At 66.3% G+C, this 24,508-nt stretch carries 23 protein-coding genes and 1 tRNA gene; 15 read left to right on the top strand and 9 right to left on the bottom strand.

The window, feature by feature from the left end; translation table 11 throughout:
• Positions 1 to 9: 9 nt before the first annotated feature.
• From LZ519_RS08990 to LZ519_RS08980, 3 genes are read right to left on the bottom strand one after another with little or no spacing between them, the layout of a single operon-like run.
• Complete coding sequence (locus LZ519_RS08990) at positions 10 to 1,662, bottom strand: heparinase II/III family protein (RefSeq protein WP_249868339.1); 1,653 nt, start codon at positions 1,660 to 1,662, stop codon at positions 10 to 12.
• Positions 1,659 to 2,321, bottom strand: coding sequence for a ribulose-phosphate 3-epimerase (gene rpe, locus LZ519_RS08985; RefSeq protein WP_249868338.1), 663 nt, complete (start codon positions 2,319 to 2,321; stop codon positions 1,659 to 1,661). Before rpe ends, LZ519_RS08990 begins: the two co-directional genes overlap by 4 nt.
• An 18-nt stretch (positions 2,322 to 2,339) precedes the next feature.
• Positions 2,340 to 3,599 (bottom strand): RsmB/NOP family class I SAM-dependent RNA methyltransferase, encoded by a 1,260-nt coding sequence (locus LZ519_RS08980; RefSeq protein WP_249868906.1) that lies wholly within the window; start codon positions 3,597 to 3,599, stop codon positions 2,340 to 2,342.
• 28 nt (positions 3,600 to 3,627) lie between these two features.
• Between LZ519_RS08980 and LZ519_RS08975 the strand changes: the two genes are divergently transcribed.
• Positions 3,628 to 3,795: a DUF1674 domain-containing protein gene (locus LZ519_RS08975; protein ID WP_249868337.1), complete on the top strand. Its 168-nt coding sequence runs from the start codon at positions 3,628 to 3,630 to the stop codon at positions 3,793 to 3,795.
• Here LZ519_RS08975 and LZ519_RS08970 read toward each other — a convergent pair.
• Together LZ519_RS08970 and tsaD are read right to left on the bottom strand one after the other, a co-directional pair.
• On the bottom strand, positions 3,792 to 4,772 hold the full coding sequence (locus LZ519_RS08970) for an NAD(P)H-dependent glycerol-3-phosphate dehydrogenase (RefSeq protein ID WP_249868336.1): 981 nt from the start codon (positions 4,770 to 4,772) through the stop codon (positions 3,792 to 3,794). The two genes, LZ519_RS08975 and LZ519_RS08970, sit on opposite strands and share 4 nt — an antisense overlap.
• Positions 4,769 to 5,800 carry a tRNA (adenosine(37)-N6)-threonylcarbamoyltransferase complex transferase subunit TsaD gene (gene tsaD, locus LZ519_RS08965; protein WP_249868335.1) on the bottom strand — a complete coding sequence of 344 codons (1,032 nt, stop codon included), beginning with the start codon at positions 5,798 to 5,800 and terminating at the stop codon, positions 4,769 to 4,771. Before tsaD ends, LZ519_RS08970 begins: the two co-directional genes overlap by 4 nt.
• Before the next feature lie 41 nt (positions 5,801 to 5,841).
• Between tsaD and hemC the strand changes: the two genes are divergently transcribed.
• From hemC to LZ519_RS08930, 7 genes are all read left to right on the top strand, one after another.
• Complete coding sequence (gene hemC / locus LZ519_RS08960) at positions 5,842 to 6,762, top strand: hydroxymethylbilane synthase (protein ID WP_283937311.1); 921 nt, start codon at positions 5,842 to 5,844, stop codon at positions 6,760 to 6,762.
• Positions 6,759 to 7,427, top strand: a complete 669-nt coding sequence (locus LZ519_RS08955; RefSeq protein ID WP_249868333.1) for a uroporphyrinogen-III synthase — start codon at positions 6,759 to 6,761, stop codon at positions 7,425 to 7,427. The genes hemC and LZ519_RS08955 overlap by 4 nt, the downstream gene beginning before the upstream one ends.
• 23 nt (positions 7,428 to 7,450) lie before the next feature.
• Positions 7,451 to 8,212 (top strand): MICOS complex subunit MIC60, encoded by a 762-nt coding sequence (locus tag LZ519_RS08950; RefSeq protein ID WP_249868332.1) that lies wholly within the window; start codon positions 7,451 to 7,453, stop codon positions 8,210 to 8,212.
• A 116-nt stretch (positions 8,213 to 8,328) separates the two neighbouring features.
• Entirely contained in the window at positions 8,329 to 9,441 is a 1,113-nt protein-coding gene (locus tag LZ519_RS08945) for a serine hydrolase (protein WP_249868331.1), read from the top strand.
• Between the two features lie 10 nt (positions 9,442 to 9,451).
• A complete protein-coding gene (locus LZ519_RS08940; RefSeq protein ID WP_249868330.1) occupies positions 9,452 to 10,063 on the top strand; it encodes a prolyl hydroxylase family protein in 612 nt (203 codons plus the stop codon).
• A gap of 105 nt (positions 10,064 to 10,168) precedes the next feature.
• Positions 10,169 to 11,035 carry a hypothetical protein gene (locus LZ519_RS08935; RefSeq protein WP_249868329.1) on the top strand — a complete coding sequence of 289 codons (867 nt, stop codon included), beginning with the start codon at positions 10,169 to 10,171 and terminating at the stop codon, positions 11,033 to 11,035.
• A 5-nt stretch (positions 11,036 to 11,040) separates the two neighbouring features.
• Positions 11,041 to 14,262 (top strand): WD40/YVTN/BNR-like repeat-containing protein, encoded by a 3,222-nt coding sequence (locus tag LZ519_RS08930; protein WP_249868328.1) that lies wholly within the window; start codon positions 11,041 to 11,043, stop codon positions 14,260 to 14,262.
• A 49-nt stretch (positions 14,263 to 14,311) separates the two neighbouring features.
• Here LZ519_RS08930 and LZ519_RS08925 read toward each other — a convergent pair.
• Positions 14,312 to 14,386 (bottom strand) — tRNA-Gly (locus tag LZ519_RS08925).
• A gap of 162 nt (positions 14,387 to 14,548) precedes the next feature.
• Here LZ519_RS08925 and LZ519_RS08920 point away from each other — a divergent pair.
• A complete protein-coding gene (locus tag LZ519_RS08920; protein ID WP_249868327.1) occupies positions 14,549 to 15,442 on the top strand; it encodes a tetratricopeptide repeat protein in 894 nt (297 codons plus the stop codon).
• The gene (locus LZ519_RS08915; RefSeq protein ID WP_348539390.1) at positions 15,439 to 16,083 is read left to right on the top strand and encodes an LON peptidase substrate-binding domain-containing protein; all 645 of its coding nucleotides are present in this window, start codon (positions 15,439 to 15,441) and stop codon (positions 16,081 to 16,083) included. The genes LZ519_RS08920 and LZ519_RS08915 overlap by 4 nt, the downstream gene beginning before the upstream one ends.
• Here LZ519_RS08915 and LZ519_RS08910 read toward each other — a convergent pair whose 3' ends face one another.
• On the bottom strand, positions 16,084 to 17,301 hold the full coding sequence (locus LZ519_RS08910; protein WP_249868326.1) for an FAD-dependent monooxygenase: 1,218 nt from the start codon (positions 17,299 to 17,301) through the stop codon (positions 16,084 to 16,086).
• Between the two features lie 114 nt (positions 17,302 to 17,415).
• On the opposite strand from LZ519_RS08910, the gene LZ519_RS08905 reads away from it, so the two are divergent.
• The 4 genes from LZ519_RS08905 (at position 17,416) to ribA (ending at position 22,547) form a co-directional block, all read left to right on the top strand.
• A complete protein-coding gene (locus LZ519_RS08905) occupies positions 17,416 to 19,728 on the top strand; it encodes an FtsK/SpoIIIE family DNA translocase (protein WP_249868325.1) in 2,313 nt (770 codons plus the stop codon).
• A 97-nt stretch (positions 19,729 to 19,825) separates the two neighbouring features.
• The gene (locus tag LZ519_RS08900; RefSeq protein ID WP_249868324.1) at positions 19,826 to 20,449 is read left to right on the top strand and encodes a LolA family protein; all 624 of its coding nucleotides are present in this window, start codon (positions 19,826 to 19,828) and stop codon (positions 20,447 to 20,449) included.
• 266 nt (positions 20,450 to 20,715) lie between these two features.
• Positions 20,716 to 21,510 (top strand): exodeoxyribonuclease III, encoded by a 795-nt coding sequence (locus LZ519_RS08895; protein ID WP_249868323.1) that lies wholly within the window; start codon positions 20,716 to 20,718, stop codon positions 21,508 to 21,510.
• On the top strand, positions 21,507 to 22,547 hold the full coding sequence (gene ribA / locus LZ519_RS08890; protein WP_249868322.1) for a GTP cyclohydrolase II: 1,041 nt from the start codon (positions 21,507 to 21,509) through the stop codon (positions 22,545 to 22,547). The genes LZ519_RS08895 and ribA overlap by 4 nt, the downstream gene beginning before the upstream one ends.
• Here ribA and LZ519_RS08885 read toward each other — a convergent pair.
• Positions 22,544 to 23,200, bottom strand: coding sequence for a YggS family pyridoxal phosphate-dependent enzyme (locus LZ519_RS08885; protein ID WP_249868321.1), 657 nt, complete (start codon positions 23,198 to 23,200; stop codon positions 22,544 to 22,546). The genes ribA and LZ519_RS08885 overlap by 4 nt on opposite strands.
• 23 nt (positions 23,201 to 23,223) lie before the next feature.
• Here LZ519_RS08885 and LZ519_RS08880 point away from each other — a divergent pair, with 23 nt between their 5' ends.
• Positions 23,224 to 23,709 (top strand): thiamine phosphate synthase, encoded by a 486-nt coding sequence (locus LZ519_RS08880; protein WP_249868320.1) that lies wholly within the window; start codon positions 23,224 to 23,226, stop codon positions 23,707 to 23,709.
• Here the strand turns inward: LZ519_RS08880 and LZ519_RS08875 are convergent.
• Positions 23,706 to 24,407 (bottom strand): hypothetical protein, encoded by a 702-nt coding sequence (locus LZ519_RS08875; RefSeq protein ID WP_249868319.1) that lies wholly within the window; start codon positions 24,405 to 24,407, stop codon positions 23,706 to 23,708. The two genes, LZ519_RS08880 and LZ519_RS08875, sit on opposite strands and share 4 nt — an antisense overlap.
• Between the last annotated feature and the right edge of the window lie 101 nt (positions 24,408 to 24,508).

Genomic DNA, 24,508 nt, shown 5'->3' with positions numbered 1-24,508 from the left:
TCCTTCGTTTCAACTCGAGCGGCGGAACTGCCAATGCACTTCGGCGCCGGACGCTGCCGCTTCGCCGTTGATCACCAGCTGCATCGTGCGGTGCGGGATTCCATGACCGTCGACGACAAGGCTTTCCTCTACCCCGATCGCAGCGCCGCGGGAGCGGAAGTTCCACGGCGGTGCGCTCGGCGAGCGCAGGATCGCGCCCATTCCGTCAGCGGTGATCGTCGGCTCGATGCCGTGCGCAAGGTGGAATCGGATGGCGAAAGACGTTCCGTCCTTCGAGCGGCGCCGGCCCTTGGGTGCGAGCTCGTCGATTCCGCGCAATTCCTTGCCGTCGTTTCCCAGCACCAAGCTGCGCCGGTGGGTCAGGCCGAACGAGCGCGAATAACCGTCGTGGCTCGCCTCGATCCGGCTGGAATCATTGTCCTCGGTGCGGTCGATCAGCACGTCGGTGACGCCCTTGCCGAGGGTGCCGTCGGAGAGGATCGCGGTCGAATTGCTATCGGCCACGGTGACGGTGCTGTGCGCGGCAGTGGTCCGGAGGGCGCTGACCAGCTCGGGCGGCATGAGCGTCGGCCCGGCACCGGGACCGCCGCAATTGACGATCAGCCGCTGGGGCCCATCCGATAGCTCGAACGCTAACGTCGAAGCGGAGCCGGAGGAGCCCGTTTTGGCCGCCGGAGGCGGCGCCGCGTCCATCACGACGATGGTTCCGAGGGCGGAGAGCCGGTGGAAGCCCCAACCACGCGGCTGTCGCAGCGGCCGAGCGCGCATTCCGCAGCCTTCGACGATCGCTGTGAGACGGGCCGAACTTCCCGCATTGCCGCCTTCCCAGCTGGACAATCCGCCGTCGCCGAGGATCACTCCGTGGAGCGCCGACAATGCGGCGGCTGCTGCGGTCTCGAAGCTTTCGGGTGGCGTGTGCTTGGCAGCGAAATAAGCCGAGCGAAGAAGGCCGAGCCGATCGACCAGCAACGCCTGTTCCCAAGGCGTGCGGCTGATCAGGCCGCCGTCATCGGATTGTGCGGACGAGAGCGCTCGGCCGAGGCCCGATTCGGCGCGGGCGACACGGGCCACTCCGCCCTGGACCAGCAACGCCGCGGCGACAGCGCCCGCCCAGGCCGTGACCCGCTTCAAGCCCGCGGGCGCGCGCTCCGCATTCGATTCTAGATGGCGCGCGCCACGGGCGAGCGTGTTGAGGAGCGCGGAGCGGTAGCCGGAATCGGTGCTCGACAGGATGTAGGGCGCGTAAGCTGTCCAGAAGAGGATTCGCTCTCCCCAAAGTTCGGGCCGCCAGGCGGCGTCGACCCGTGTGCCATGAGCGAGGAGCCAGCGGCCGACGACCGCCTCGGCAAGCTTCGCTCCCTTCTCCCGCGTAGCGGCGGCGGCCAGATCGCGAAGCCAGGAAAAGCCCTGGAGCTGCTCGGCGACCGGTCCGTCGGCACCGACCGCGGCGAAGTCGAGATCGGCAAGCGAAAGAGTCTCGGGGCCGCAGACGAACGTTCCGGAAAGAAGCGCATCGCCGGCCCGCCTGTCACCGTGGACATGGTCGCGCGGGACTGCGGTCAGGCGAAGCGGCTGCCGCCTCGAACCGGTGAGCCTCGACAGCAGCGAGCCCTTGGCAAGCTTCCGGACGACGTCGCGCGCCGCGGCGTCCCGTGCGCTCATCCCTCTCCCCGAAGCGCCCGGATATTGGCCGCGTAGCTGCCCTGACCGCCGCGGAACGTCGCGCTTCCGGCGACGAGCACATTGGCTCCGGCATTCACCGCCTGTGGCGCGGTTTCGGGATCGATCCCTCCGTCGACCTCGATCAGGACGTCGAGATTCTCCTTGGCGATGCGCTTGGCGATCGCCTCGATCTTGCGAAGCTGGCTGGAAATGAACTTCTGTCCGCCAAAGCCTGGATTGACGCTCATGACCAGCACCAGGTCGACCTCTTCGAGCACATAATCGAGCGCTTTCGCCGGGGTCGCCGGGTTGAGGGACACGCCCGCTTTCTTCCCCAACGACTTGATTCGCTGGATCGTCCGATGGAGGTGCGGGCCGGCTTCGGGATGGACGGTGATCACATCCGCACCAGCCTCCGCGAACGCATCCAGGAACGGGTCGACCGGCGAGATCATCAAGTGGACGTCGAACGGCTTGGACGTGTGCGGGCGGAGAGCCTTCACGACAGCCGGACCGATCGTAAGATTGGGGACGAAATGCCCGTCCATCACGTCGATATGGACCCAGTCGGCGCCCGCCTCGTCGATGGCGCGCACTTCCTCGCCGAGCTTCGCGAAGTCGGCTGACAGGATCGAAGGTGCGATGAGGGGCCCGGCCATTGGCCCGATTAGACGATATTAAACGGCGCGGACAAGGCGCGCGGTGAAGAAGCCGTCGAGCCCGCCCTCGCTTTCGATGAGGCCCGGGAGGATTCGCACCCAGCCGTCGGGTTGCGCCGCCACGAAGCCGGGCAGTTCGCCCAGTTCTGGAGCGGCGATTCGGAAGTCACGACGGTTGCCGAGGAACCCCGTGACGATCTCTTCGCCCTCCTTCGGCTCTAGCGAGCAGACCGAATAGACGAGCGTTCCACCCGGCCGGACCCAGTCCGCCGCCCGGGCGATCAGCTTTGCTTGAAGCTCCGCGGATTCGGCGACGATCCGGGGGCGGGCGCGGTAGAGCACTTCCGGATGGCGGCGGAAGGTGCCGGTCGCGGAGCAGGGTGCATCGAGAAGGATGGCGTCGAACTGCCGGTCCGGCTTCCAGTCGAGAACATCGGCCGCGACCGTGTCGGCGGAAAGGCCGGTGCGCTCGAGGTTTTCCGAAAGTCGCTGGAGCCGGCGCTTCGACGAATCGAGAGCAACCACTTGGTGACCGGCGGCGGCGAGCTGCATGGCCTTGCCGCCCGGCGCCGAGCAAAGGTCCAGGACGTCGCCGGCATCAGCGCGGATGAGGCGCGCGGGAAGCGACGCGGCGAGGTCCTGCACCCACCAATCACCTCCGGAAAAGCCCGACAAGGCGGCGACCGAACCCGAATCCTCGAGGCGCACATGGCGGGAAGCGAGCGAACGAGCGCCCGTCTCGGCGACGAAGAGCTGGGCCGCCTCGTCCGACTTGAAGCTGAGGTCGAGCGCAGGGCGAGCCGCGATCTGGCGGCGTGCGGCCTCGACGACATCCCGCCCCCACGCTTGTGCCCACCGCTCCTCGACCTCAGGTGGGAGATTCGGAGCCTCGTTTGCAGTGAGGCCCCGGCGAAGGAGAGTGCCGAGAACGCCGTGGACCAGCCGGCGCGGCCCGCCGTCGACCAGCGGGAGCGCGGTCGCGACCACCGCGTGGTCGGGCGTATTGAGCGCCAGCTTCTGCGCGAGCGCCATCCGAAGCACCATCCGCGCCTTCGAATCGTCCGGGAGCCGCTGCCTGGTTGCGCTGTCGATCAGCGAATCGAGGTCGGGAAGCCGCCGAAGCACTTCGCCGGCGATGGCAACCGCGAACGCCTGGTCGTTGGCTGGCAGGTTGCGGGTTCCACCGGATGCGGCTTCCAGGGTCCGCCCGCCGCGAAGGACTGAATCGAGCATTTGCAGGGCTGCTTTTCGGGCCGGAACGCCTTCCGCGCTTGGCATCGGCTTAGGCACAGCTCATCTTGGCGGCATGAAACGGCCCAGGCATCTCGATCCGCCCAAGCATTTGTCCAAGTCGCCTCCGGTTCCCGAACCGGAGCCGGTCGCCGACCCCGGCCCTCCCGAGGGCGAGGAGGCGCGGCCCGACCCGACCCGCTATGGCGACTGGGAGAAGAAGGGAATTGCGATCGATTTCTAGACGCCTTCGACTCGCGGCGGCCTGGACAGCAACGCCTCAAGCACCGAATCCACCCTTGCGTCTTTGAGCAGCGCGTCGACCGCGTCGACAATCGGCATGTCGATCCCGCGTTGCTTTGCAAGCCGGGCAAGAACGGGCGCTGTGAACGCGCCTTCAGCGACCGTTCGCCGATCGGCCATCAGCTCGGTGGCCGACTTGCCTTGGCCGAGGCCTACCCCGAGCGAATAGTTTCGCGAGCTGGTCGACGAGCAGGTGAGGACGAGATCGCCCAGTCCCGACAGGCCTGCGAGCGTTTCGCGGCGGGCGCCCATCGCGACCCCAAAGCGGGTCATTTCGGCAAATCCGCGCGCGATCAGTGCCGAGCGGGCGTTCTGGCCAAGCCCGCGGCCCTCGACGACGCCGCAGGCGATCGCCAGCACGTTCTTGACTGCGCCGCCGATCTCCGCCCCCGCTACGTCATTGCTCGCATAAATCCGGAAGGTCGGCTGGGCGAGCCCGGCGCGGAGCCTCGCGCCGAGCGATTCATCCTCGGCCGCAAGAGTCACCGCGGTCGGAAGCCCTTTCGCCACCTCGTGAGCGAAGGTCGGCCCCGACAGGACCGCTACCGGAGCACCCGGGCAGGCTTCCGCGGCAACCTGGTGCAGCAGCTCGCCACGATGCTCCTCGATCCCCTTCGAGCAGAGGATCCGGGGCACGTCGCAGCGCGGCGCTCGCTCGAGAACCGCGCGCATATGCTGGGCGGGGGTGACCACCAGCCACGCGTCGCAATCGGCGATCTCGTCGAGGTCGCCAGTGGCGCGGATTGCAGGGTCCAGCGGAATTCCGGGCAGGAAGAGGCCGTTTTCGTGGCTCTCGTTGATTCCGTCGACGACGTCGCTTTCGAGCGCCCAAAGCAGGGTGTCGCGGCCGGCCTTGGCAGCCACCTGCGCAAGCGCCGTGCCCCAGGCGCCGCCGCCGATGACCGCCACGCGCTTCATGCCTTCACCCCCGCGCCGCGGACCTTCTCGGCTTCGGGATCGAGCGGCCAGCGAGCGCGCGCCGGAACCGACAGGTCATCGACCATCCCGCGCTCGTACCGCTCGGCTCCCGCCCAGGCGATCATCGCCGCATTGTCGGTGCAGAGCCAGCCGGGCGGCACGCTGAAGCGGCGGCCGCTGCCGGTGGCGAGTTGCTGGAGCGCCGAGCGAATCGCCTGGTTGGCGGCGACTCCGCCGGCGACGACCAGCGTCGGCGCGTCGCTTCGTTCGAGCGCGAGCCGCGCGCGGTCGACCAGGCAATCGACCACCGCCTGCTGGAAGCTCGCGGCAATGTCGGCGGGCGAATGATCGCCGGAAGCCGCCGCTCGCTGAACCGCGCTCTTGAGGCCCGCGAAGGAGAAATGCGGCTCGCCCGAGCCCACCAGCGGTCGCGGAAGGGGCACCGCTCCGGGGTCGCCCTCCTTCGCCAGCTGCTCGATCGCCGGACCGCCGGGATAAGGCAGGCCAAGCAGCTTCGCAGCCTTGTCGAACGCTTCGCCGGCCGCATCGTCGATCGTCGTCGCGACCCGACGATAGTCGCCTACGCCGAGCACCTCGAGGATCTGGCAATGACCGCCGGAGACCAGGAGCAACAGGTAGGGAAAATCGAGGTCCGGATCGACGAGGCGGGGGCTCAGCGCATGGCCTTCGAGATGGTTGACCGCCACCAGTGGCTTGCCCGCGGACAGCGCCAGGCCTTTCCCGGTGAGTAGACCGACCATCACCCCGCCGATGAGCCCCGGGCCGGCCGTCGCGGCGATGGCGTCTACCTCGGCGATGTCCGTATTCGCCTCGGCGAGAACATGGCGAATGAGGTCGGGAAGGATTTGCACATGCGCCCGCGCGGCAATCTCCGGAACCACGCCGCCATAAGGGCGGTGCGCATCGTTCTGCCCGACCACGGCCTGGGCGAGAATCCGGCGATCGCCGGTGACCAGCGCCGCGGCGGTATCGTCGCACGAGGATTCGAGGCCGAGGATGAGCGACATGCGTTCTTCCCAATGCCCGAACCGTTGGACTAGTGGAAGCTATGCGCCGTAACCCCAGACTTGGCACCCGCGGATCTCTTTTGGCGATGGTACAGGCGCGAAAGATCGCCTCCGCGCTGGAGGTGGTCGAACGCTGGCCGGCGGGGCATGTCGAAATCGTCTCCATCAAGACCAGCGGCGACAAGATCACCGACCGCCCGCTGGCCGAGGTCGGCGGCAAGGCGCTTTGGACGAAGGAGCTCGATGCCGCGCTTTTGAACGGGGACATCGATTTCGCAGTCCACTCGATGAAGGACGTCGAGGTTATCCGCCCCGTGGAGATCCGCCTCGCAGCGATCCGGCCGAGGGTTTACGTCGACGACAAGCTGATCGGCGCGGAGAGCATCGACCAGCTGAAGAAGGGCGCGGTCGTCGGTACTTCGTCGCCAAGACGCGCCGCCCAGCTGCTCGCGGCAAGGCCCGATCTGAAGATCATTCCGATGCGCGGAAATGTCGATACACGCCTGAAGAAGCTGGAGGCCGGCGAAGTGGACGCCACCATTCTTTCGGCCGCCGGCCTTCACCGGCTGAAGCTCGATCATGTCGGTACGTCCATCCCGTTCGACATCATGCTTCCGGCACCTGGCCAGGGCGCGCTCGGAGTCGAATGCCGTGCCGAAGACACCGACTGCCTGCAGCTGTTGAAGCTGCTCGACGACGCGGGAAGCCGGGCCACGGTGACTGCCGAGCGGGCCTTCGCACGGGCCCTTGGAGGTTCATGTCTTTCGCCCGTCGCCGCCCTGGCTACGGTTGAGCGGACGAAGGTTTTCCTGCGCGCCGAGATCCTGTCGGTAGATGGAAAGGACCGGGTTCGCGACGAGGCCAGCTTCCCGTGCGGTAATGACGCGTCGGCTGAGAAGCTCGCGCTGGACATGCTCGAGCGGGCGCCGGAGTCGATCCGGAGGCTGTTCGCCAAAGCATGAGGCCGGTCGCGATCCTGCGGCCTGAGCCGGGCGCGAGCAGGACCGCGGCCTCCGTTCGGGCAATGGGGCTCGATCCGCTGATCGCGCCATTATTTCGAATCGAGGCGCTGGAATGGACGCCGCCCGATCCGCAGAAGTTCGACTGCGTGCTTCTGACCAGCGCCAACGCGGTGCTCCAGGCGGGGCCGGGTCTCGACGCCTTTCGCGACTTGCCGACTTACTGCGTCGGCGAAGCGACCGCAGCAGCAGCGAAGGAAGCGGGTTTGACCGTGGCGAAGGCCGGAAACGGAGGCGTCGGGGATCTACTCGAGTCGCTCTCGCCGAAACTCAAGTTGCTTCACCTGTGCGGCCGCCACCGGCGCCCTGCCTCCACTGGATCGATTGAGGCCGTTCCGGTCTACGAGAGCGTCGCAGTCGAACCGCCCCCGGCCTTGCCGGCATTGGCCGATGCCGTCCTGCTCGTTCACTCGCCACGCGCCGGCCAGCGGTTGAAGGACCTTGCCGATCAGGGGCTGCTCGATCGCAAGATTCTGAGCATCGCTGCAATCAGCGGTGAGGCAGCGCGGGCTGCCGGTGCGGGGTGGCAGGAGGTCGAAGTCGCCACCGAACCCGCCGACTCGGCGCTTCTCGCCATCGCCGCGCGGCTGTGCAACAAACGCGGCTGATGGAGCGGGCGGGCCGAAGCGAAATGGGTTGGGGAGCGCGGCTCCTCATCGGCCTGGTGCTCGTGCTGGTCGGCGCGGCTGCAGCGACCTGGGCGCTTGCCCATTACCAGTCGGTTGCGCGCGTGCTTGGAGTCACCGCACCGGCGCCTCCGCCGCAACAGCTGGTTTTGCCGGTCCAGCCGCATCCGACTTCAACCCTCAACCCCGCCATCGCTGACCAGATAGGCCAACTCCAGGCGCGGCTTCAGCGGGTCGAGAGCGAGAGCGCCCAGGCGCAAGGCTCTGCCGGCCGCGCCGACGCGCTCCTCATAGCCTTTGCTGCACGCCGTGCGATCGAGCGCGGAGTCGCGCTCGGCTATCTCGAGCCGCTGCTCGTGGACCGGTTCGGAAAGGATCATCCCGAAGCGGTAGCGACGATCGTCACCTCCTCGCGGTCGCCGGTTCGGCTTACCGAGCTGATCGGCCAGTTCCAGGACCTCGAGCCGGAGCTGATCGGACCGCCGCCGAACGAGGGTCTTTGGACTGGCGTGCAGCGCGGCCTGTCGTCGCTGATCACCGTCCATCGCTCCGACCGTCCGTCCAGCCAGCCTAAAGCACGGTACGAGCGTGCTTTGGCGCACCTGATGTCGGGAGAAGTGGATTCCGCCCTTGCAGAGACGATGCGCCTTCCCGGAGCGCCGCGCGCCCGCGACTGGATCAACTCCGCCCGCCGCTACGTCGCCTCCCACCGAGCGCTCGACGAAATCGAATCCACCGCGCTGCTCGGACGTTCCGACCCGTCCTGAGGGGTTGGCAGGGAGAATCGCCTGTGCGATTCTTCTCGCCGGCCACACAGCGACGGTTCAGGAGCGCGCTGCTAAGCCATTGAGAATAGCGGAAGAGGGTGGGAGAATTTGAGCTCATGACGTCACTTTGGAGCCGTGTCGGGCTGGCACTTGCGCTGGCCGGGATGACCCAAATCGGCGCCGCGACGATCCGGTCCGTCGAGCAGCCGAAGCCGGCGCCGGTGAAGCGGCAGGCGCAGGCGGCGCAACTTGTCGCCCAGCCGGTAACAAGAGCGCCCGTCGCACCCGCCTACCTTCGCGACCGGATCGATGCGCTCGGCAACGCCTTCGACGGCCGTGTCGGAATCGCCGTCAGGTCGATCGACCAGGGGTGGCAAACCGGCTGGAAGGACAATGAGCTTTATCCGCAGCAGAGCGTGTCCAAGCTCTGGGTATCCCTCACCGCGCTCGACGCGGTCGACAAGGGGAGGGTGCGGCTCGACGACAGGGTTACCCTCACCCGGTCCGACCTGACCTTGTTCCACCAGCCGATCCGGTCGCTGATCCTGGGTGGCGGCTACACTACGACGCTTTCCGACCTGATGGTTCGTGCGATCACCACCAGCGACAATACGGCCAACGATAAGCTGATGCGCTCGGTGGGCGGAGCGGCCGCGGTTCGAAAGATGATCGCCGACAAGCGCCTCGGCGCGATCCGATTCTACGACGGCGAGCGTGCGCTCCAGAGCAAGATCGCGGGACTCCTGTGGTCGCAGAGCTATTCGGTCGGCAACGCCTTCTTCGAGGCTCGCAACGCCCTGCCGCGCTCTGTCCGCCGGGCCGCGCTGAACCGCTACATCGAGGATCCCTATGACGGCGCCTCGCCCAGCGCGATCGTCGCCGCACTCGCTCGCCTGAAGCGCGGCGAGCTCCTGTCGCCCGAATCAACGGCTCGGCTGCTCAACATCATGGGCAACACCCACACCGGCCCCAACCGTCTCAAGGGCGGGCTGCAGCCCGGCTGGACGCTCAGCCACAAGACCGGGACCGGCCAGGAGCTCGACGGAGTGCAGGCGGGTTATAACGATATCGGAATCCTGACCGCCCCGGACGGCCGCGCCTATTCGGTTGCGGTGATGATCAAGAAGACTTCCACTCCGCTGCCGGTTCGGATGAAACTGATGAACAACGTGGTGAAAGCAGTGATCACTCAGCACGACATGCAAAAAGGGTCCGGCTACGGGCTGTGACTCCTCCGCAGTGGCTGAACGCCTCGCCGGCACTCCCGGCGTTCAGAAGGTGCCGAGCGCCAGCCTCGACCTGTTCATCGTCCGCGACTTCCTTCCCCCCGAGCTCTGCGACGCGATCATCGAGCGGATAGACAGCCAGCGACGGCCGTCGACCATCGCCGACGACAGCGGGATCGCGAATTTCCGAACGAGCGAAACCTGCGACCTCGATTCAGGCGACGCGGTGGTCGCTGACGTCGACTGCAGGATTGTCGGCCTGCTAGGGCTCGACCCGGCACTCGGCGAGCCGATCCAGGGCCAGCGCTACGCGGTCGGCCAGGAATTCCGCGCCCACACCGACACGTTCAACCCGGGGAGCTATGATTATTACGTCCACACCGCCGCCGGCGGGCAGCGGACCTGGACGGCGATGCTCTACCTCAATGATCCGGAGGACGGCGGAGCGACACGGTTCAAGACCATCGGCAAGACCGTCCACCCGGAGCGCGGCAAGCTGCTCGCCTGGAACAACCTCCTTGCCGACGGAGCCCCAAACCCCGCTACCCTCCACCACGGGATGAAGGTGCGCAAAGGCGTGAAGTTCATCATCACCAAATGGTTTCGGGAGCGGCCGCTGGTCTGACGAAAACGCTGCCCTTTTCGACGGACAGCGGATTCGGCGCCTCCCCAAGCTTGATTCGTTCCGGTGCCGGTCGCATGCTCGCCGCCTATCCAGGGGGCAGTAGATATGGCCGTTCGTCACGTGCTTGCAGCCGCGCTTTGCGTGTCGGCTGCCATTCCCGCTCACGCTCAGGACGTCACCGCGCAAAGTCTTCTCGACAAGAATCTCGAAGCCCGAGGCGGCGCCCAGGCGTTGGCCGCGATCAAGGCGATCGCCCTTCACGGTAAGCTGATTTTTCCCGGCGACTTCGAGCTCGCCTATGGCGAAATCCGCGCACGCGGCGGAAGCGACGGGATCGAGGCGCGCATGGAAGGCAATGTCCAAGGCCTAACCTACATGCAGGGCTATGACGGCCAAACCGCCTGGCGGATCAATCCCTTCCAGGGCCGCAAGGACGCGGAGACGATGTCGGCGGACGAAGCTCGGTCGATGGCTGACTCGTCGCGAATCGACGGTGTCCTGCAGGACTCGCGCAAGGACGGAAGCACCATCGCCTACCTTGGCCGTGAGAATTTCGATGGGACCTCGGCCTACAAACTCAAGGTCACGCAGAAGGACGGCGACGAGTTCACCTACCTTCTCGATCCCGACACGTTCCTCGAGATCAAGATGACCGAGGTGCGCCGGATTCGCGGCGCTCCGCAGACCACCGAAACCGAGCTCGGCGACTACGAGAAGGTGGACGGAGTCTATTTCCCGATGTCGCTCGAAAGCTGGTCTCAGGGCCAGTCCAACCAGCGCCAGCGCGTGCTGATCGAAAGCGCGGAGGCGAACCCGCCGGTCACTCCTGCCCTGTTCACCCAGCCGGCCGGCCCCTCGTCGGCGATGATCGGCGGCGCTCCGCCCGACGCATCGAACAAGCCGCCTGAGCAGCAGCCGCCAACGCCCGCCACCCAGCCCCAGGATTCCTCTCAGCCGCCGAAGGGGGAGTGACCGTGATGCTCCGTCAAATCTTGCTCGCATCCGCGGCCATCATCGCCGCCCCCTCCATCGCCGCGACGGTCCCGCCGACCGCGAACAGCGCTGCAATCTCAGGTCTTGGAATCCGGAATATCGGATCGGCGGCGATGTCCGGCCGGGTTGCGGCTTTGGCCGCCCGCCAGGAAGCCGACGGCAAGGTCACCATCTTCGTCGGATCAGCCTCGGGCGGAGTGTGGAAGTCCGAGGACGGAGGGACAACGTTCAAGCCCGTCTTCGACAGGCAGGACGTCCAATCGATCGGAGCGCTTGCGCTCGACCCGTCGAACAAGGAAGTGGTCTGGGCCGGCACCGGTGAGCCGTGGACCCGCAACTCGGTTTCCGTCGGCGACGGCATCTACAAATCGACCGACGGCGGCGAGACCTGGACCCGGATGGGCCTCGGCGGGACAGAGCGAATTACGAAGATCGTCGTAGACCCGTCCGACAGCAACACCGTCTACGCCTGCGCGCCCGGACCCCTGTGGTCGGATTCGCCCAATCGCGGCCTGTACAGGACCAGCGACGGCGGCCGGACCTGGTCGATCGCGCTAGCCGGAGCGAACCTGTCGACGGGCTGCTCGGCAGTCGCGATCGACCCGTCAAACCACAACCACTTGCTTGCGGGTACGTGGGACTTCCGCCGCAAGGCCTATGAGTTCCGCTCGGGCGGCAACGGGCCCGACCAGCCGTCGGGAAGCCGCTTCGCGGAAAGCTTCGACGGCGGCCGCAGCTGGGCCTACCTGAACTCGACCGACCGTGCCGGCCTTCCTCCGCAACCCTGGGGCCGGCTCGAGATCGAATATGCGCCGTCCGACCCCAAGCGGGTCTACGCATTCATCGAGAACGTCCACTCCGCGCTGTATGTCTCGGACGACGGCGGCAAGAGCTGGAAAGCCCGCGACGCGAGCCAGGGCATGGTGTGGCGCCCCTTCTACTTCGGCAACATCGTCGTCGATCCCAAGGATTCCAACCGCCTGTTCAAGATGGGCTATTCGATCATCGTTTCGGAAGACGGCGGAAAGAGTTTCGCCAACACCGCCGGATCGTCGCACGGGGACTGGCATGACGTGTGGATCAACCCAACCAACACCAAACATCTGGTCGGCGGCGACGACGGCGGGCTGTGGATCAGCGTCGACGGCGGCAATCGGTGGATCAAGAGCAACAACCTGCCGATCAGCCAATTTTATCACGTCAGCGTCGACAACAAGGACCCGTACCAGGTCTACGGCGGTCTCCAGGACAATAGCGACTGGGTCGGCGACAGCGAATATCCGGGCGGAATCACCAACAACCGCTGGGAGAATCTCTACGGTGGCGACGGCTTCTGGACCTGGGCCGATCCGGCGGACCCGGAGAATTTCGTCTATACCGAAGCGCAGGGCGGCTACATCGGCCGGGTCAACCGCAACACTCATGAAGCGACCGACATCAAGCCGCGCGGCGGGTACAAGGAGAAGCTCCGGTACAACTGGAATACGCCAATCGCGCTCTCGCCAAACGAGAAGGGCACGATCTACATCGGCTCACAATTCCTCTTCCGGAGCCGCGACCATGGCGCCAGGTGGGACCGGATTTCGCCCGACCTGACGACCAACAATCCGGTCCGGCAGCGGCAGGAGCAGTCGGGCGGGATCACCGTCGACAATTCGGCCGCCGAGATGAACACGACGATCTACTCGATCTCGGAAAGCCCGCGAGCTCCCGGCCAGATTTGGGTCGGGACCGACGACGGCAACGTCCAGCTGACCCGCGACGGCGGGCAGAACTGGACCAACGTCACGAAGAACCTGAAGCTTCCGGCGGGCAACTGGATCAGCTGGGTCGAGGCGGGCCGGTTTAACCCGGCCGTCGCTTACGTAACCAATGACAGGCACACGTCCGGCGACCTGGCCCCGTACCTCTACCGAACTGCCGATTACGGACGGACCTGGCAGCGGCTGATCGGGCCGGGCACGCCGGGGGTCCGGGGTTATGCGCATGTGGTCAAGGAGGACCCGGTCGACCCGAACATCCTGTTCGTAGGCACCGAGTTCGGCCTTTACGCCTCGCTCGATGCCGGCAGGACCTGGAATAAGTTCAAGCCGGACAACTTCCCCGACGTCGCGGTTCGCGATCTCGCTTTCGGGCGGGGCGACGACCTCGTGCTCGCTACCCACGGTCGCGGAATCTGGATCGTCGACGACATCAGCCCGTTGCGCAAATTGACGTCCGAAACGCTCGCAAGCACCGTCGCCCTGATCCCCGGAGCTCCGGTCCAGCAGCGGATTCAGGGCAATGGCGGCTGGGCCGAGGGCGACGCCAGCTACGCCGGGGAAAACCCGGCACCGGGCGCCGTCATCACTTATTACCAGAAGGCGCGGCACGTTATCGGCAGGATGAAGATGGAAGTGCTCGATTCGTCCGGGAAGGTGATCGACGAGATCCCCGTTTCGAGGCGCGTCGGCCTCAACCGCGTCTCCTGGTCGATGCGCACCAAGCCGCCGGTGGTTCCGCCAGCGGCATCGCTCGGCGGGGCTTCGACCCAGGGCGAGCGTTTCCTTCCGGGCAATTACACGATCCGGCTGACCAAGGCCGGGCAGGTGACCACCGAGCCGCTGACCGTCACGCTCGACAACCGAGCGAAGTTCACCGTGGCCGACCGGCAGGCGCAGTTTGCGGCCGCGGAGCGGGCGAAGGGGCTGTTCGCGCGCATGAGCAAGCTGGTCGGCGAGATCAACAGTGTCCGCTCGGGCGCCGATTCGCTCGCTAAGAAGGAGACTACGCCGGCCGCGCTAAAGGCCGCTGCTACCAAATTGTCCGCCAGGGCCGACGACCTTCGAAAGGAAGTCGTCGCGACCAAGGAAGGCGGGGCGATTACCGGCGAAGAGCGGCTTCGCGAGCATGTTGACGATGTTTACGGCGGGATCACCTCGACCGAGGGCCGTCCGCCCCAGTATATGCTCGACCGGCTCGACGCCCTGGACCGCGAGCTGAGGGACGTCGAATCCGAGTTCGAGGCGTTCAAGGCGAAGGACCTTGCCGCGTTCAACGCGACCCTTCAGCAGTCCAACCTGCCGCCGATCACGGTCGCCGAATTCGACCTCGATTCCGACGGCCAAGGCCGCGGCGGCCGCGCGTCGGCGCTTGTGGAAGGGCTAGTCGGAACCCGCTTCTACGGCGATCTGCATTCGATCGAGGAGCAGGGCGAAAAGGACTGAGGGTTTGAGCGTTGTCCTCGGCAGTCCTCGGACTGCCTAGCGTCAACGCTGGAGCGGGCGAAGGGATTCGAACCCTCGACCCCAACCTTGGCAAGGTTGTGCTCTACCCCTGAGCTACGCCCGCTCGATTGGCGCTGAGCCGCCGGACCGGCGGCGAGGTGGCGGGCGCCTAGCATGGGCCAAGCCCCCGCTGCAAGCGCCCGCACATCGTCTTGTGACCGGCGCCCCGCCGCGCCATATGACTCGCCCGCACGAGTAGGAAAGGTCCAGCGTGGCGACTTTGGGAATGAGCGAGGCCGAGCGCGCGGCGGTGACCAAGCTCGAGAGCGAGGTCATCGAGCCGTCGATGACCCATCTCGTGATGCTCGACTTCTGGGCCGAGTGGTGCGGGCCCTGCAAGCAGCTTTCGCCCGTGCTCGACAAGATCGCGAAGGATTATGCGGACAAGGGCGTCAAGCTGGTCAAGATCGACGTCGAGGCCGACAAGATCATCGCTGCCCAGTTCCAGGTCCAGTCGATCCCGACCGTCTACGCTTTCTATCAGGGGCGGCCGGTTGCCGACCTCACCAACTATCGAAGCGAGGGGCAGATCGCCAAGGTCCTCGACCAGCTGCTCACTCAGCTCGGAGTAACCGGGGAAGCCGCACCGAAAACCGCCGAGATCGGTCCCCTCCTGGCAATGGGCGAAGAGGTGCTCGCCGGAGGCGATCCGCAGCGCGCTGCCGGAATCTTCCGCCAGGTGCGCGACATGGCGCCTGAGGATGCCGGAGCTGCGAGCGGCCTGGTCCGGTCGCTCGTGGCCGGCGGAGAGCTCGACGAAGCGAAGGCTACGCTCGACGGCCTAACTGCGGAAATGGCAAGCGATCCGGCGATCGGGCGGGCGCGGGCGGCGCTCGAGACCGCTTTGGCCGGAGCCGGATCGGACGCCGCGGAACTCGAGAAGAAGGTCGCGGCGAATCCCGACGACCTTCAGGCGCGCTACGACCTCGCCGGAGCGCGAATGGCCGGCGGGGACCGCGACGGCGCAGCGGACGAGCTCCTGGGGATCATCGAGCGCGACAAGGAATGGAACGAGGGCGCCGCGCGAAAGCGGCTCCTCCAGCTCATCGAGGCGCAGGGACTCGAGGACGGCTGGGCACGGGCCCAGCGACGCCGCCTTTCGGCCTTGCTGTTCACGTGAGCGGCGCGCTCCCGATGCGGGCGCCCCTGTTCCCGATCGCCGGGGCAATCCTGTTTCCTCGAGCGCAACTGCCGCTTCACATTTTCGAACCGCGCTATCGCGAGATGGTTCGCGACGCGGTCGACGGCGACGGACGCATTGCAATCGTCCAGCCGCAGCTCGTCGAGGTCGAAGACGACCGCAAGCAGCCGATCTATCCGGTCGGCTGCGTCGGCGAAATCGTCGGCCTGGAAGAGCTTGAGGACGGCCGGTTCAACATCGTCCTCAACGGATCGAACCGATTCCGGATCATCAGCGAGGTCGACCTGGAGACTCCCTACCGCAACGCCGACCTCGACGTCGGAGCCTTCGACGACCGCGAGCCGGAGCCGCTCGGGATGGTCGAGCGCGCAGAGGTCGAGCGCGAGGCGCGCAGGCTCGGCGACGCGCTGGGGCTGGCGGTCGACTGGTCGGCGGTGAGCCGGCTCGACGACGAGATGCTGGTCAACGCAATCGCCCAGGTCGCGCCCTTCGACGTTTCGGCAAAGCAGGCGCTACTCGAGTCGGAGACGCTGGATGCGCGAACGGACCTGCTGGTGCAGCTCATGCAGTTCCTCCGGCTGAGCCAGGGAAACAGCGAGCTTCAACCGACCCTGCAGTAATTAGATCGGCAAACCGCGGAGCAGGAGCGGCAGGTCGCCGCTTGTGCCGCGCGCTTCGCTCATCAGCCGGTCCTTGATCGGCCCGATCCGGTCGATCAGCCCCATTCCGAACCGCCGGACGGCCGAAGCCGTCCGCCCCCGGATCCCGTAGACCCGGGTGAGGCCGTCGGTCGCCATCGCCACCATCAGGGAGTCGAGCGAGCGCCAGCGCTGGTAGCGGTCGAGCAACTGGCGGTCGCCGAGGTCAAGTCCGAGCCGGGCTCCCTCGACCAGCACCTGCGCCAGGGCCGCTGCATCCCGGAAGCCGAGGTTGAGCCCCTGGCCGGCGATCGGGTGGATTGCATGAGCGGCGTCGCCGATCAGCGCCAGCCGGTGATCGGTGATCCGAGCCGCATGATGGAAGCCGAGCGGATAGGTCGAGCGTCGCGCGGCGAGTTTTATCTTGCCGAGGAAGCCCCCCATCGCGTGGCGCGCTTCCTCCGCGAAATCGTCGTCACCGAGCGAGAGAAGCCCCGGAGCATCGTCCTTCTTCACCGACCAGACGATCGCGGAGCGGTGGCGCTTCTTGTCGTCGGTCATCGGCAGGAGGGCAAACGGCCCGCCCGGATAGAAGATCTCATAGGCGACATTGTCGTGCGCAAGCTCGTGATGGAGCACCGACACGATCGCCATATGATCGTACCGCCACCGGGCGACGCGGATCCCCGCTTCCTCTCGCATCGGCGAGTTTCGGCCGTCGGCTGCGATCAACAGAGGCGCTGCGAGCTGGCGGCCGTCCTCCAGTGCGACCGTGACTCCGTGCTCGCCGCGCTCGACGCTCGCGATCTTCGATTTCCACAGAAGCCAGAGGTTCTTGCCGGCCTCGGCGCGGGCCCGAAGCGCGGCACGAAGATGGCGGTTCTCGTGCATCCAGCCGAGCGGCTCGTCCTCCTCGCCCGGGTCGAAGGCCAGTCCGCCGGGCTCGAGGCCGTCCGCGACCTGGATTTTCCGGATCGGGCAGCCCGCCGCCGGAAAATGGTCGGCGACGCCGGTCGCCTGGAGCATCCGCATCGAGCTCGACGAAACAGCGCTGGTGCGGCCGTCGAACGCCGCGTCCAGCCGTTGGTCGGGATCGGCGGGGTCGACGACGATCGCCGAAAGTCCGCTGGAATCCAGCGCCGCTGCAAGCGCCAGGCCGACGAGCCCGCCGCCGAGGATGATGACGTCCGCACGGTCCATGCGTGGCCGATTAGCCCTCCCGCCGCCTGATTGCGAGCGTGACGTCAAGAAAGCGTTTGACCGGTGACTCCCGGACAAGGCATTTTAAGCGCGCGGAAATTTAAGGGTGGGAAGATGGCAACGGCTGCAGCGCGGCCAAAAGAGCTTGGACCGGACTGGCGCGACCGTCTGCGCGAGTCGATCCGAAGGCTTGCCCGGCGGAGCATGGGTGCGCTCCTTGTTGCGCTCGCCTTGGCTGCGACCGCCGCGCTGATCTCGCACAGCAGCACGGACGCGTCCTTCACCACCGCTGCCGGCGGAGCGCCCGAGAATTGGCTGGGCACGGTTGGCGCCTACGGAAGCGACCTCGCGCTTCTGCTGCTCGGCATCGGATGCGTCCTCATCCTTCCCGTCGTAGCCATTGCCGGCCTTCGAATGATCCGCCTTGCGCACCTGGAGCGCACAGGCCGCTCGCTTCTCTTCGCGGCCATCGCCGCCTTGCTCGTCGGAGTCGCACTCAGCCTCACCAGCGGCTCCGCGGTGTCCGGTCTCCCCGGCGGCTGGGGCGGAGCAATCGCGCTTGCTGCAGCCAACGGCCTTCGGGCGCTCGTGGCGCTGATTCCCGACGCCCGCTTCATCGAGCCTGTCCGCATCGGCCTCCTCGTCCTGTTTGCCTGCGCCGGCCTCCTGCTCGGCTGGATCGCACTTGGCCTGTCGCAGGAGGAGCGTGTGTGGTTCTCGGGCCTCTTCTCCCGCTCGTCCGAAAGGAAGGCGCTGCCTCGCAAGACCGAGGAACGCAGGGATGATCGATCGGCAATCGCCGCACCGCCCAAGCCACGGCCCGCAGTCGCAGTCACCGAACCGGCAGCCGCTCCCGCGCGCTCCAAGGGCGGAATTCGGAGGCCGGGGATCCAGCCGGGCCTCGCCCTTGGCGATAGCTTTGTCCTCCCGGACGTCGGGCTTCTCGCCCCGGTTACCGAAAAGGCCAAGACCCAGATCGACCGCGCCGCGCTGGAGCGCAACGCCAAGATTCTCGAGGCGGTGCTCGAGGACTTCAACGTCCGCGGCAATATCGTCGAGGTTCGCCCGGGCCCGGTCGTCACCATGTACGAGCTGGAGCCGGCGAGCGGGATTAAGGCGAGCCGGGTCATTGCGCTCGCCGATGACATCGCCCGCAACATGCAGGCGATCTCGGCCCGAGTGGCGATCATCCCTGGTCGCAGCGTGATCGGAATCGAACTTCCCAACGCACGCCGCGAAACGGTGGTCCTGTCCGAGCTGATCGCAAGCGATTCGTTCAGCGACGGCGACATGTCGCTGCCGCTGATCCTCGGAAAGAATATCGCCGGCGACCCGGTTATCGCCGACCTGGCGCCGATGCCCCACCTGCTCGTCGCCGGCACCACCGGATCGGGCAAGTCGGTCGGGCTCAACTGCATGATTCTGTCGCTGCTGTTCCGCTACGGCCCCGACCAGTGCAAGCTAATCATGATCGACCCGAAGATGCTCGAGCTGAGCATGTACGACGACATCCCGCACCTGCTTGCGCCGGTCGTCACCGAGCCGGGCAAGGCGATCCGCGCGTTGAAATGGACGGTCGAGCAAATGGAGGACCGCTATCGCAGGATGGCGAACCTCGGAGTCCGCTCGCTCGCAAGCTTCAACCAGAAGGTCCGCGACACCAAGGCGAAGGGCTCGAAGCTCAAGCGGCGGATCCAGACCGGCTACGATAGCTCGACGGGCCAGCCGATCTACGAGGACGAGGAGTTCGAATACGAGGTCCTGCCGCAGATCGTCGTCGTCGTCGACGAGCTCGCCGACCTTATGATGACCGCGGGCAAGGAGGTCGAGTTCCTGATCCAGCGGCTTGCGCAGAAGGCGAGGGCAGCGGGGATTCACCTGATCATGGCCACCCAGCGACCGTCGGTCGACGTGATCACGGGGGTGATCAAGGCCAACCTGCCGACTCGGATCAGCTTCCAGGTGACGAGCAAGATCGACAGCCGGACGATCCTCGGCGAGCAGGGCGCCGAGCAGCTGCTCGGCCGGGGCGACATGCTCTACATGCCGGGCGGCAAGCAGATCCTTCGCGTCCACGGGCCGTTCGTGTCTGACGAGGAAGTGCGCGCCGTCGCCGAGCATTGGCGCAAGCAGGGGGTGCCGGAATATGTCTCGGCGGTCACCGAGGAGCCAGAAGAGGGCGATTACCTGTTCGACGGCCAGCCGACCGGCGACGACGATCCCGAAACCCAGCTCTACCGAAAGGCGGTCCAGATCGTCGCTGAGAGCCAGAAGGCGTCGGTTTCCTATCTGCAGCGGCAACTCCGGGTCGGCTACAACAGCGCAGCCCGGCTGATCGAGCGGATGGAGAAGGAGGGCAAGGTCGGGATGCCCGACCACGTCGGCCGGCGCGAAGTACTGATCGACCCCGAAGGTCACGCGATCTGACCGGCGCGCCATGCTGAACGTGGCGGAACCGTAAGGTTCAGAGCGCATTCAATTGCGAAACGCCAGTTTCCGGCCAAATCCTTTCAGGAGCTTCGACATGTCCCTTTCAACCATCTTCGCGCGCGCGCTGGTTCCGGTCGCCCTGGTCGCTGCGCCGGTCGCCGCGGTCCACGCCGCCAAGTCGTCGGACCTTGCGCTGGTGAAGTCGCACCTCAGCGGTGTCGACTCGATGACCGCCAATTTCGTCCAGACCGATTCCAAGGGCCGGTCGCTGTCCGGCACTCTTCAGCTCAAGCGTCCGGGGCGGATCCGCTTCCAGTACGGCAAGGGCGTAAATGTCCTGCTGGTCGCCGACGGACGAAAGCTGACGTTCATCGATTATGATGTCGGGCAGAAATCCAGCTGGGACCTCAACAAGACGCCACTTGGAATCCTGCTCTCCTCCAATCCGGATCTCGACCGCATCGCGCGGATCGTCAGCAGCGAGGATCCGAACGTCGTGGTCGTCCGGGCGATGGATCCGTCGCATAACGAATATGGAAAGCTGATCCTCGCCTTCATCCGCCAGGGCGGCGCTCCGGGCGGGCTGATGCTCTATGGCTGGACCGCTGTCGACGCGCAGGGGAAGCAGACGATCGTGAAGCTGTCGAACCAGCGTTATAATGCCGCGGTGCCGTCCAGCGCGTTCACCTACGCCGAGCCGAAGCGAAAGGCGCGGTGAAAAACGTAGCAGATCAAAACCTGTTCATTCTGGCGTCAGGTAACGAAGCGTAAAAAATAGAAGGTTGCCGCATTGGCTTGGGGTTTCCCCCTGTTACCCTTGCCGCGGCGATCCCTTGCGTGACGAACGCTAGGTCGGCCCTCGTTCCAAGCCCCCGGAGCGAGGGCCTTTTCCTGCTCTTCCGCGGCAGAGCAGAAAAGGCCTCCCTTGGCTGACGGGCAGGGCCCTCCTTTTTCTTCTGCTCAACTACAGGCTAAGCGGCTGACGTGACCAAGCGCCTGAAAATCGCCTCCTGGAACATCAACTCGGTTCGAGCGCGGATCGCGCTGGTCGAGCAGCTGATTCGCGAGCAGCAGCCCGACATTCTCTGCCTCCAGGAAACGAAGGTCCTCGACAGCATTTTCCCGGCCGAGCTGTTCCTCCAGCAGGGCTACGTGCACCACGCCCTCAACGGCCAGCGCATGCACCACGGGGTGGCGATCCTGAGCCGCGTGCCGCTCAAGGACCCCGGCAAGCATGACTGGCAGGACAATGGCGAAGCGCGGCACATCGGCGTCCGGCTTGAATGCGGAATCCGCCTCGAGAATGTTTACGTTCCTGCGGGCGGCGACACCCCCGACCGCAATCTCAACCCGAAGTTCGGCCAGAAGCTCGATTTCATCGAGCGGATGACCCGCTGGTCGGAGACGCTCGGAGAGCCGACGGTCATCGTCGGCGACTTCAACGTCGCTCCGCTCGAATGCGATGTCTGGAGCCACAAGGCGCTCATCAACGTCGTGAGCCACACGCCGGTCGAGGTCGAGGCGCTGACCCGGCTTCAGCAGGCGCACGACTGGATCGACATCGGCCGCCGCTTCGTCCCTGCGCCGGAGCGCTGCTTTACCTGGTGGAGCTATCGATCGCGCGACTGGACGAAGAACGACCGCGGACGCCGGCTCGACCATATGTGGGCGTCGCCGGAACTGGCGAATCATCTCAGCGCGCATCAGGTGCTCGAGCCCTGCCGCAACTGGCAGCGCCCGTCCGATCACGTTCCGCTGATCTGCGAGCTGGCTGTTTGACCAAGCGGTCCGAGCTTCGGTCGGCGATCGCCGCGCTGAAGAGCGGGCGGCGGGTGCGAATTCTTTCCGCCAACCCGCTGACGGTCGCATCGGTCGAAACGACCGACTTGGACGCTCTCGATACTCTTGGCGCCCGCTCCCTGCTGATCAGCGGATGGCGGGCCACGGCGCTGTCGCTCGCCAACCGACTCGACGCGGCCGACCCAGCTGAACCGGTGCTGCTCGAACGGCCGGAATGGCTGGACGCCGACGCGGCTCGGGCGATCTGCGATCCGGGACGCGACGGCGAGCGGGCGCCGACCGGACCGCTGGCGCCGCTTCCGCTCGACCGGGGTGACGAAGCCAAATCGGCGCTGAAGCTGGCGCGGCTGGCGGGACTTCTCCCGGCGCTTTGGGTATTCGACGATGCGCCGGACGTAATGGGGGTCAACGCAGACATCGTGGCCGCCAGCTCGGCCAAAGTGACGCTGGTGGCGCGCGCGCGGCTTCCTTTGGAGGACATGCCGGAGACGCAGATTGCGGTCTTCCGCGCTGCCGACGGCGAAGAGCATGTCGCGCTCATCGTCGGAGCGTTCGGCGGCAAGCCGCCGCTCGTCCGGCTGCACAGCGAATGCCTGACCGGGGACGTGTTCGGTTCCCTCAAATGCGACTGCGGCCCACAGCTCCAGGCGGCGCTTCGACTCATCGCGGCTGCGGACGGCGGAGTGCTGCTTTATCTCCGGCAGGAAGGGCGTGGGATCGGGATCGGCAACAAGGTCCGCGCTTATGCGCTTCAGGATCGCGGCTTCGATACGGTCGACGCGAACCTGCGGCTGGGCTTCGCCGACGACGAGCGCGACTATGAGGAAGCGGCGGCGATCCTTCGTGAGCTCGGCATCTCCGAGGTGCGGCTGCTCACCAACAATCCGTCAAAGGTGGAGGGGCTGGAGAAGGCTGGGATCGAAGTTGCCGAGCGGGTGGGCCACCACATGCCGGCCAATCCCCACAATGCCGATTATCTCGCGACAAAGCGCGAGAAGAGCGGGCACCTGCCTTAGTCGGCGAACAGCGCGGTCCCGACCCGGACGGCAGTCGAGCCGAGCGTCACGGCGGCGCGATAATCGGCGGACATTCCCATGCTGAGCCCCGCGACTCCGTTTTCGCCGGCGATCTTCGCCAGCAAAGCGAAGAATGGCGAAGGCTCGAGGCCCAGCGGAGGAATGCACATCAGGCCTTCGAGCGGCAGCGGCGATTGGCGGACCGCGGATACCAGGCTGGCCACCTCATCGATTGCGCAGCCGCCTTTCTGCTCCTCTTCGCCGATGTTCACCTGGACGTAGACGCCTGGACAGCGGTTCGCTTTCTCCGCCTCCCTCACCAGGGATTCGAGTAGCGACAGGCGGTCGAGCGAGTGGATGGTGCCGAACAACCGCACCGCTTCGGCCGCCTTGTTCGACTGAAGGCGGCCAATGCAGTGGAGGGTGAGATCGTCATGCGCGGCCAGCAGTACCGGCCATTTGTCGAGCGCCTCCTGAACCCGGCTTTCCCCGAAGTCGCGCTGTCCTGCCTCGATCAATTCCCGGATTTCGCCGATGGTGCGGGTCTTGCTGACGGCAACGAGCGTTACGTCAGCCGGCTCGCGCCCTGCGAGCTTTGCAGCCGAGACGATCGTCTGAAGGACGTTTCGGCGTCGGTCGGCGGCGCTGCTCATGGCAAGGCGCTATAGGAAGGCCGATGAAGCGCCGCCAGACTCCCCGCCAATGGCTGGCACTCGACCGGGACGAGCAATCCGCTTGGCGGACCGTTCGCCGCCTGCCGCCCGGCACCGGCGTGCTCCTGCTCTGCCGCGATCTTTCGAAGCGGGAGCGGTCGGTTATGCTGGCGAAGCTTCGCAGAATTGCGGCAACGCGCGGTCTCACAATAAGCGACGAGGCGGAGGGCGGCGGGGCTCGCGTCCACAATATGCGCGAGTTGCGGCGAGCCAACCTCGCGAAAATACCGCTGATCTTCCTGTCGCCGGTCTTTCCGACCGCTAGCCATCCCGATTGGCGGCCGCTGCCGAGGATGCGCGCAGCAGCGATGATTCAGCTTGCCAAGGCGCCCGTCATTGCCCTCGGCGGAATGAGCGAGCGGCGGTTCTGGCTGGTGAAGGCGCTGGGATTTCAGGGTTGGGCAGGAATCGGGGCCTGGGCTCGAAGCAGGTCCAAACGCTCAAGTTAGAACTTGAAGGCGGTGCCCACGTAGACGGCCTGGCTGTCGACCCGATTGTCGGTCAGCGTGGTCAGCCGGTCGCGCTCGACCTTGTAGCGAACCCCGCCGGTGACCGAGAGGCGACGGGTCAGCGCGTAGGAGCCCGCGACGTCGAGCGCGTAATTGTCGGGATCGCGGAGCGCCGGAGCAGCGTGCCCCTCGCCACGGTCGGCCGAAACGGCCACTCGTCCGGTGAAGCGCGGAAGCGAATAGCTGACCCCGACCATCGCCTTCTCGCGGCCGTCGACGGGTGAGCCGGCCGGCTTGACCTTGCCCACGTCGCCCGCAATCGCGAAGCGGCGCCAGCCGACGGCAACGCCGAGGTTATAGCTGACGGGAGCGAGTGCGTTGACCGGCGAGCCCGAGCTGTTCGAAGCAAGCTCCTGCGGCGAACTGGCATGGGCGCGGATCGCGACCCGCACCTGTGACGGGCGGCCCTTGGCTGCCGCCGGGGTGAACTTGAAGTCGCCGAGCGAAGCTGCGCGTCCGGAGAAAGCCGCCGCAAGCCGCGGGTCGGCGGAAGCCGGAGTGAACTGGAAATCCTGGCTGGCGCTGAGCGAGATCGCCGGTGGCCGCCCGCTCGAGTCGGCGAACGCGGGCGACAGGGAAAGGCCCGCTGCGCCTAGCGCAAGGGCGATGGTGACTGCAGTGACGCCGACGCGACTCACTAGCGGCAACTCCCTGTTCCGCGAATGCATATAGGCCGGGCAAGCTGAAGGTTCCATGACCGACTCGATTCGGCGCGAGTCTGTTGCACCGGAACCACAAG

It is taken from the genome of Sphingomonas anseongensis, from assembly GCF_023516495.1.
Taxonomy (GTDB): Bacteria; Pseudomonadota; Alphaproteobacteria; order Sphingomonadales; family Sphingomonadaceae; genus Sphingomicrobium; species Sphingomicrobium anseongensis.
The sequence above is the reverse complement of the archived record's forward strand: the minus strand, read 5'-3'. Positions and strand labels throughout refer to the sequence as shown.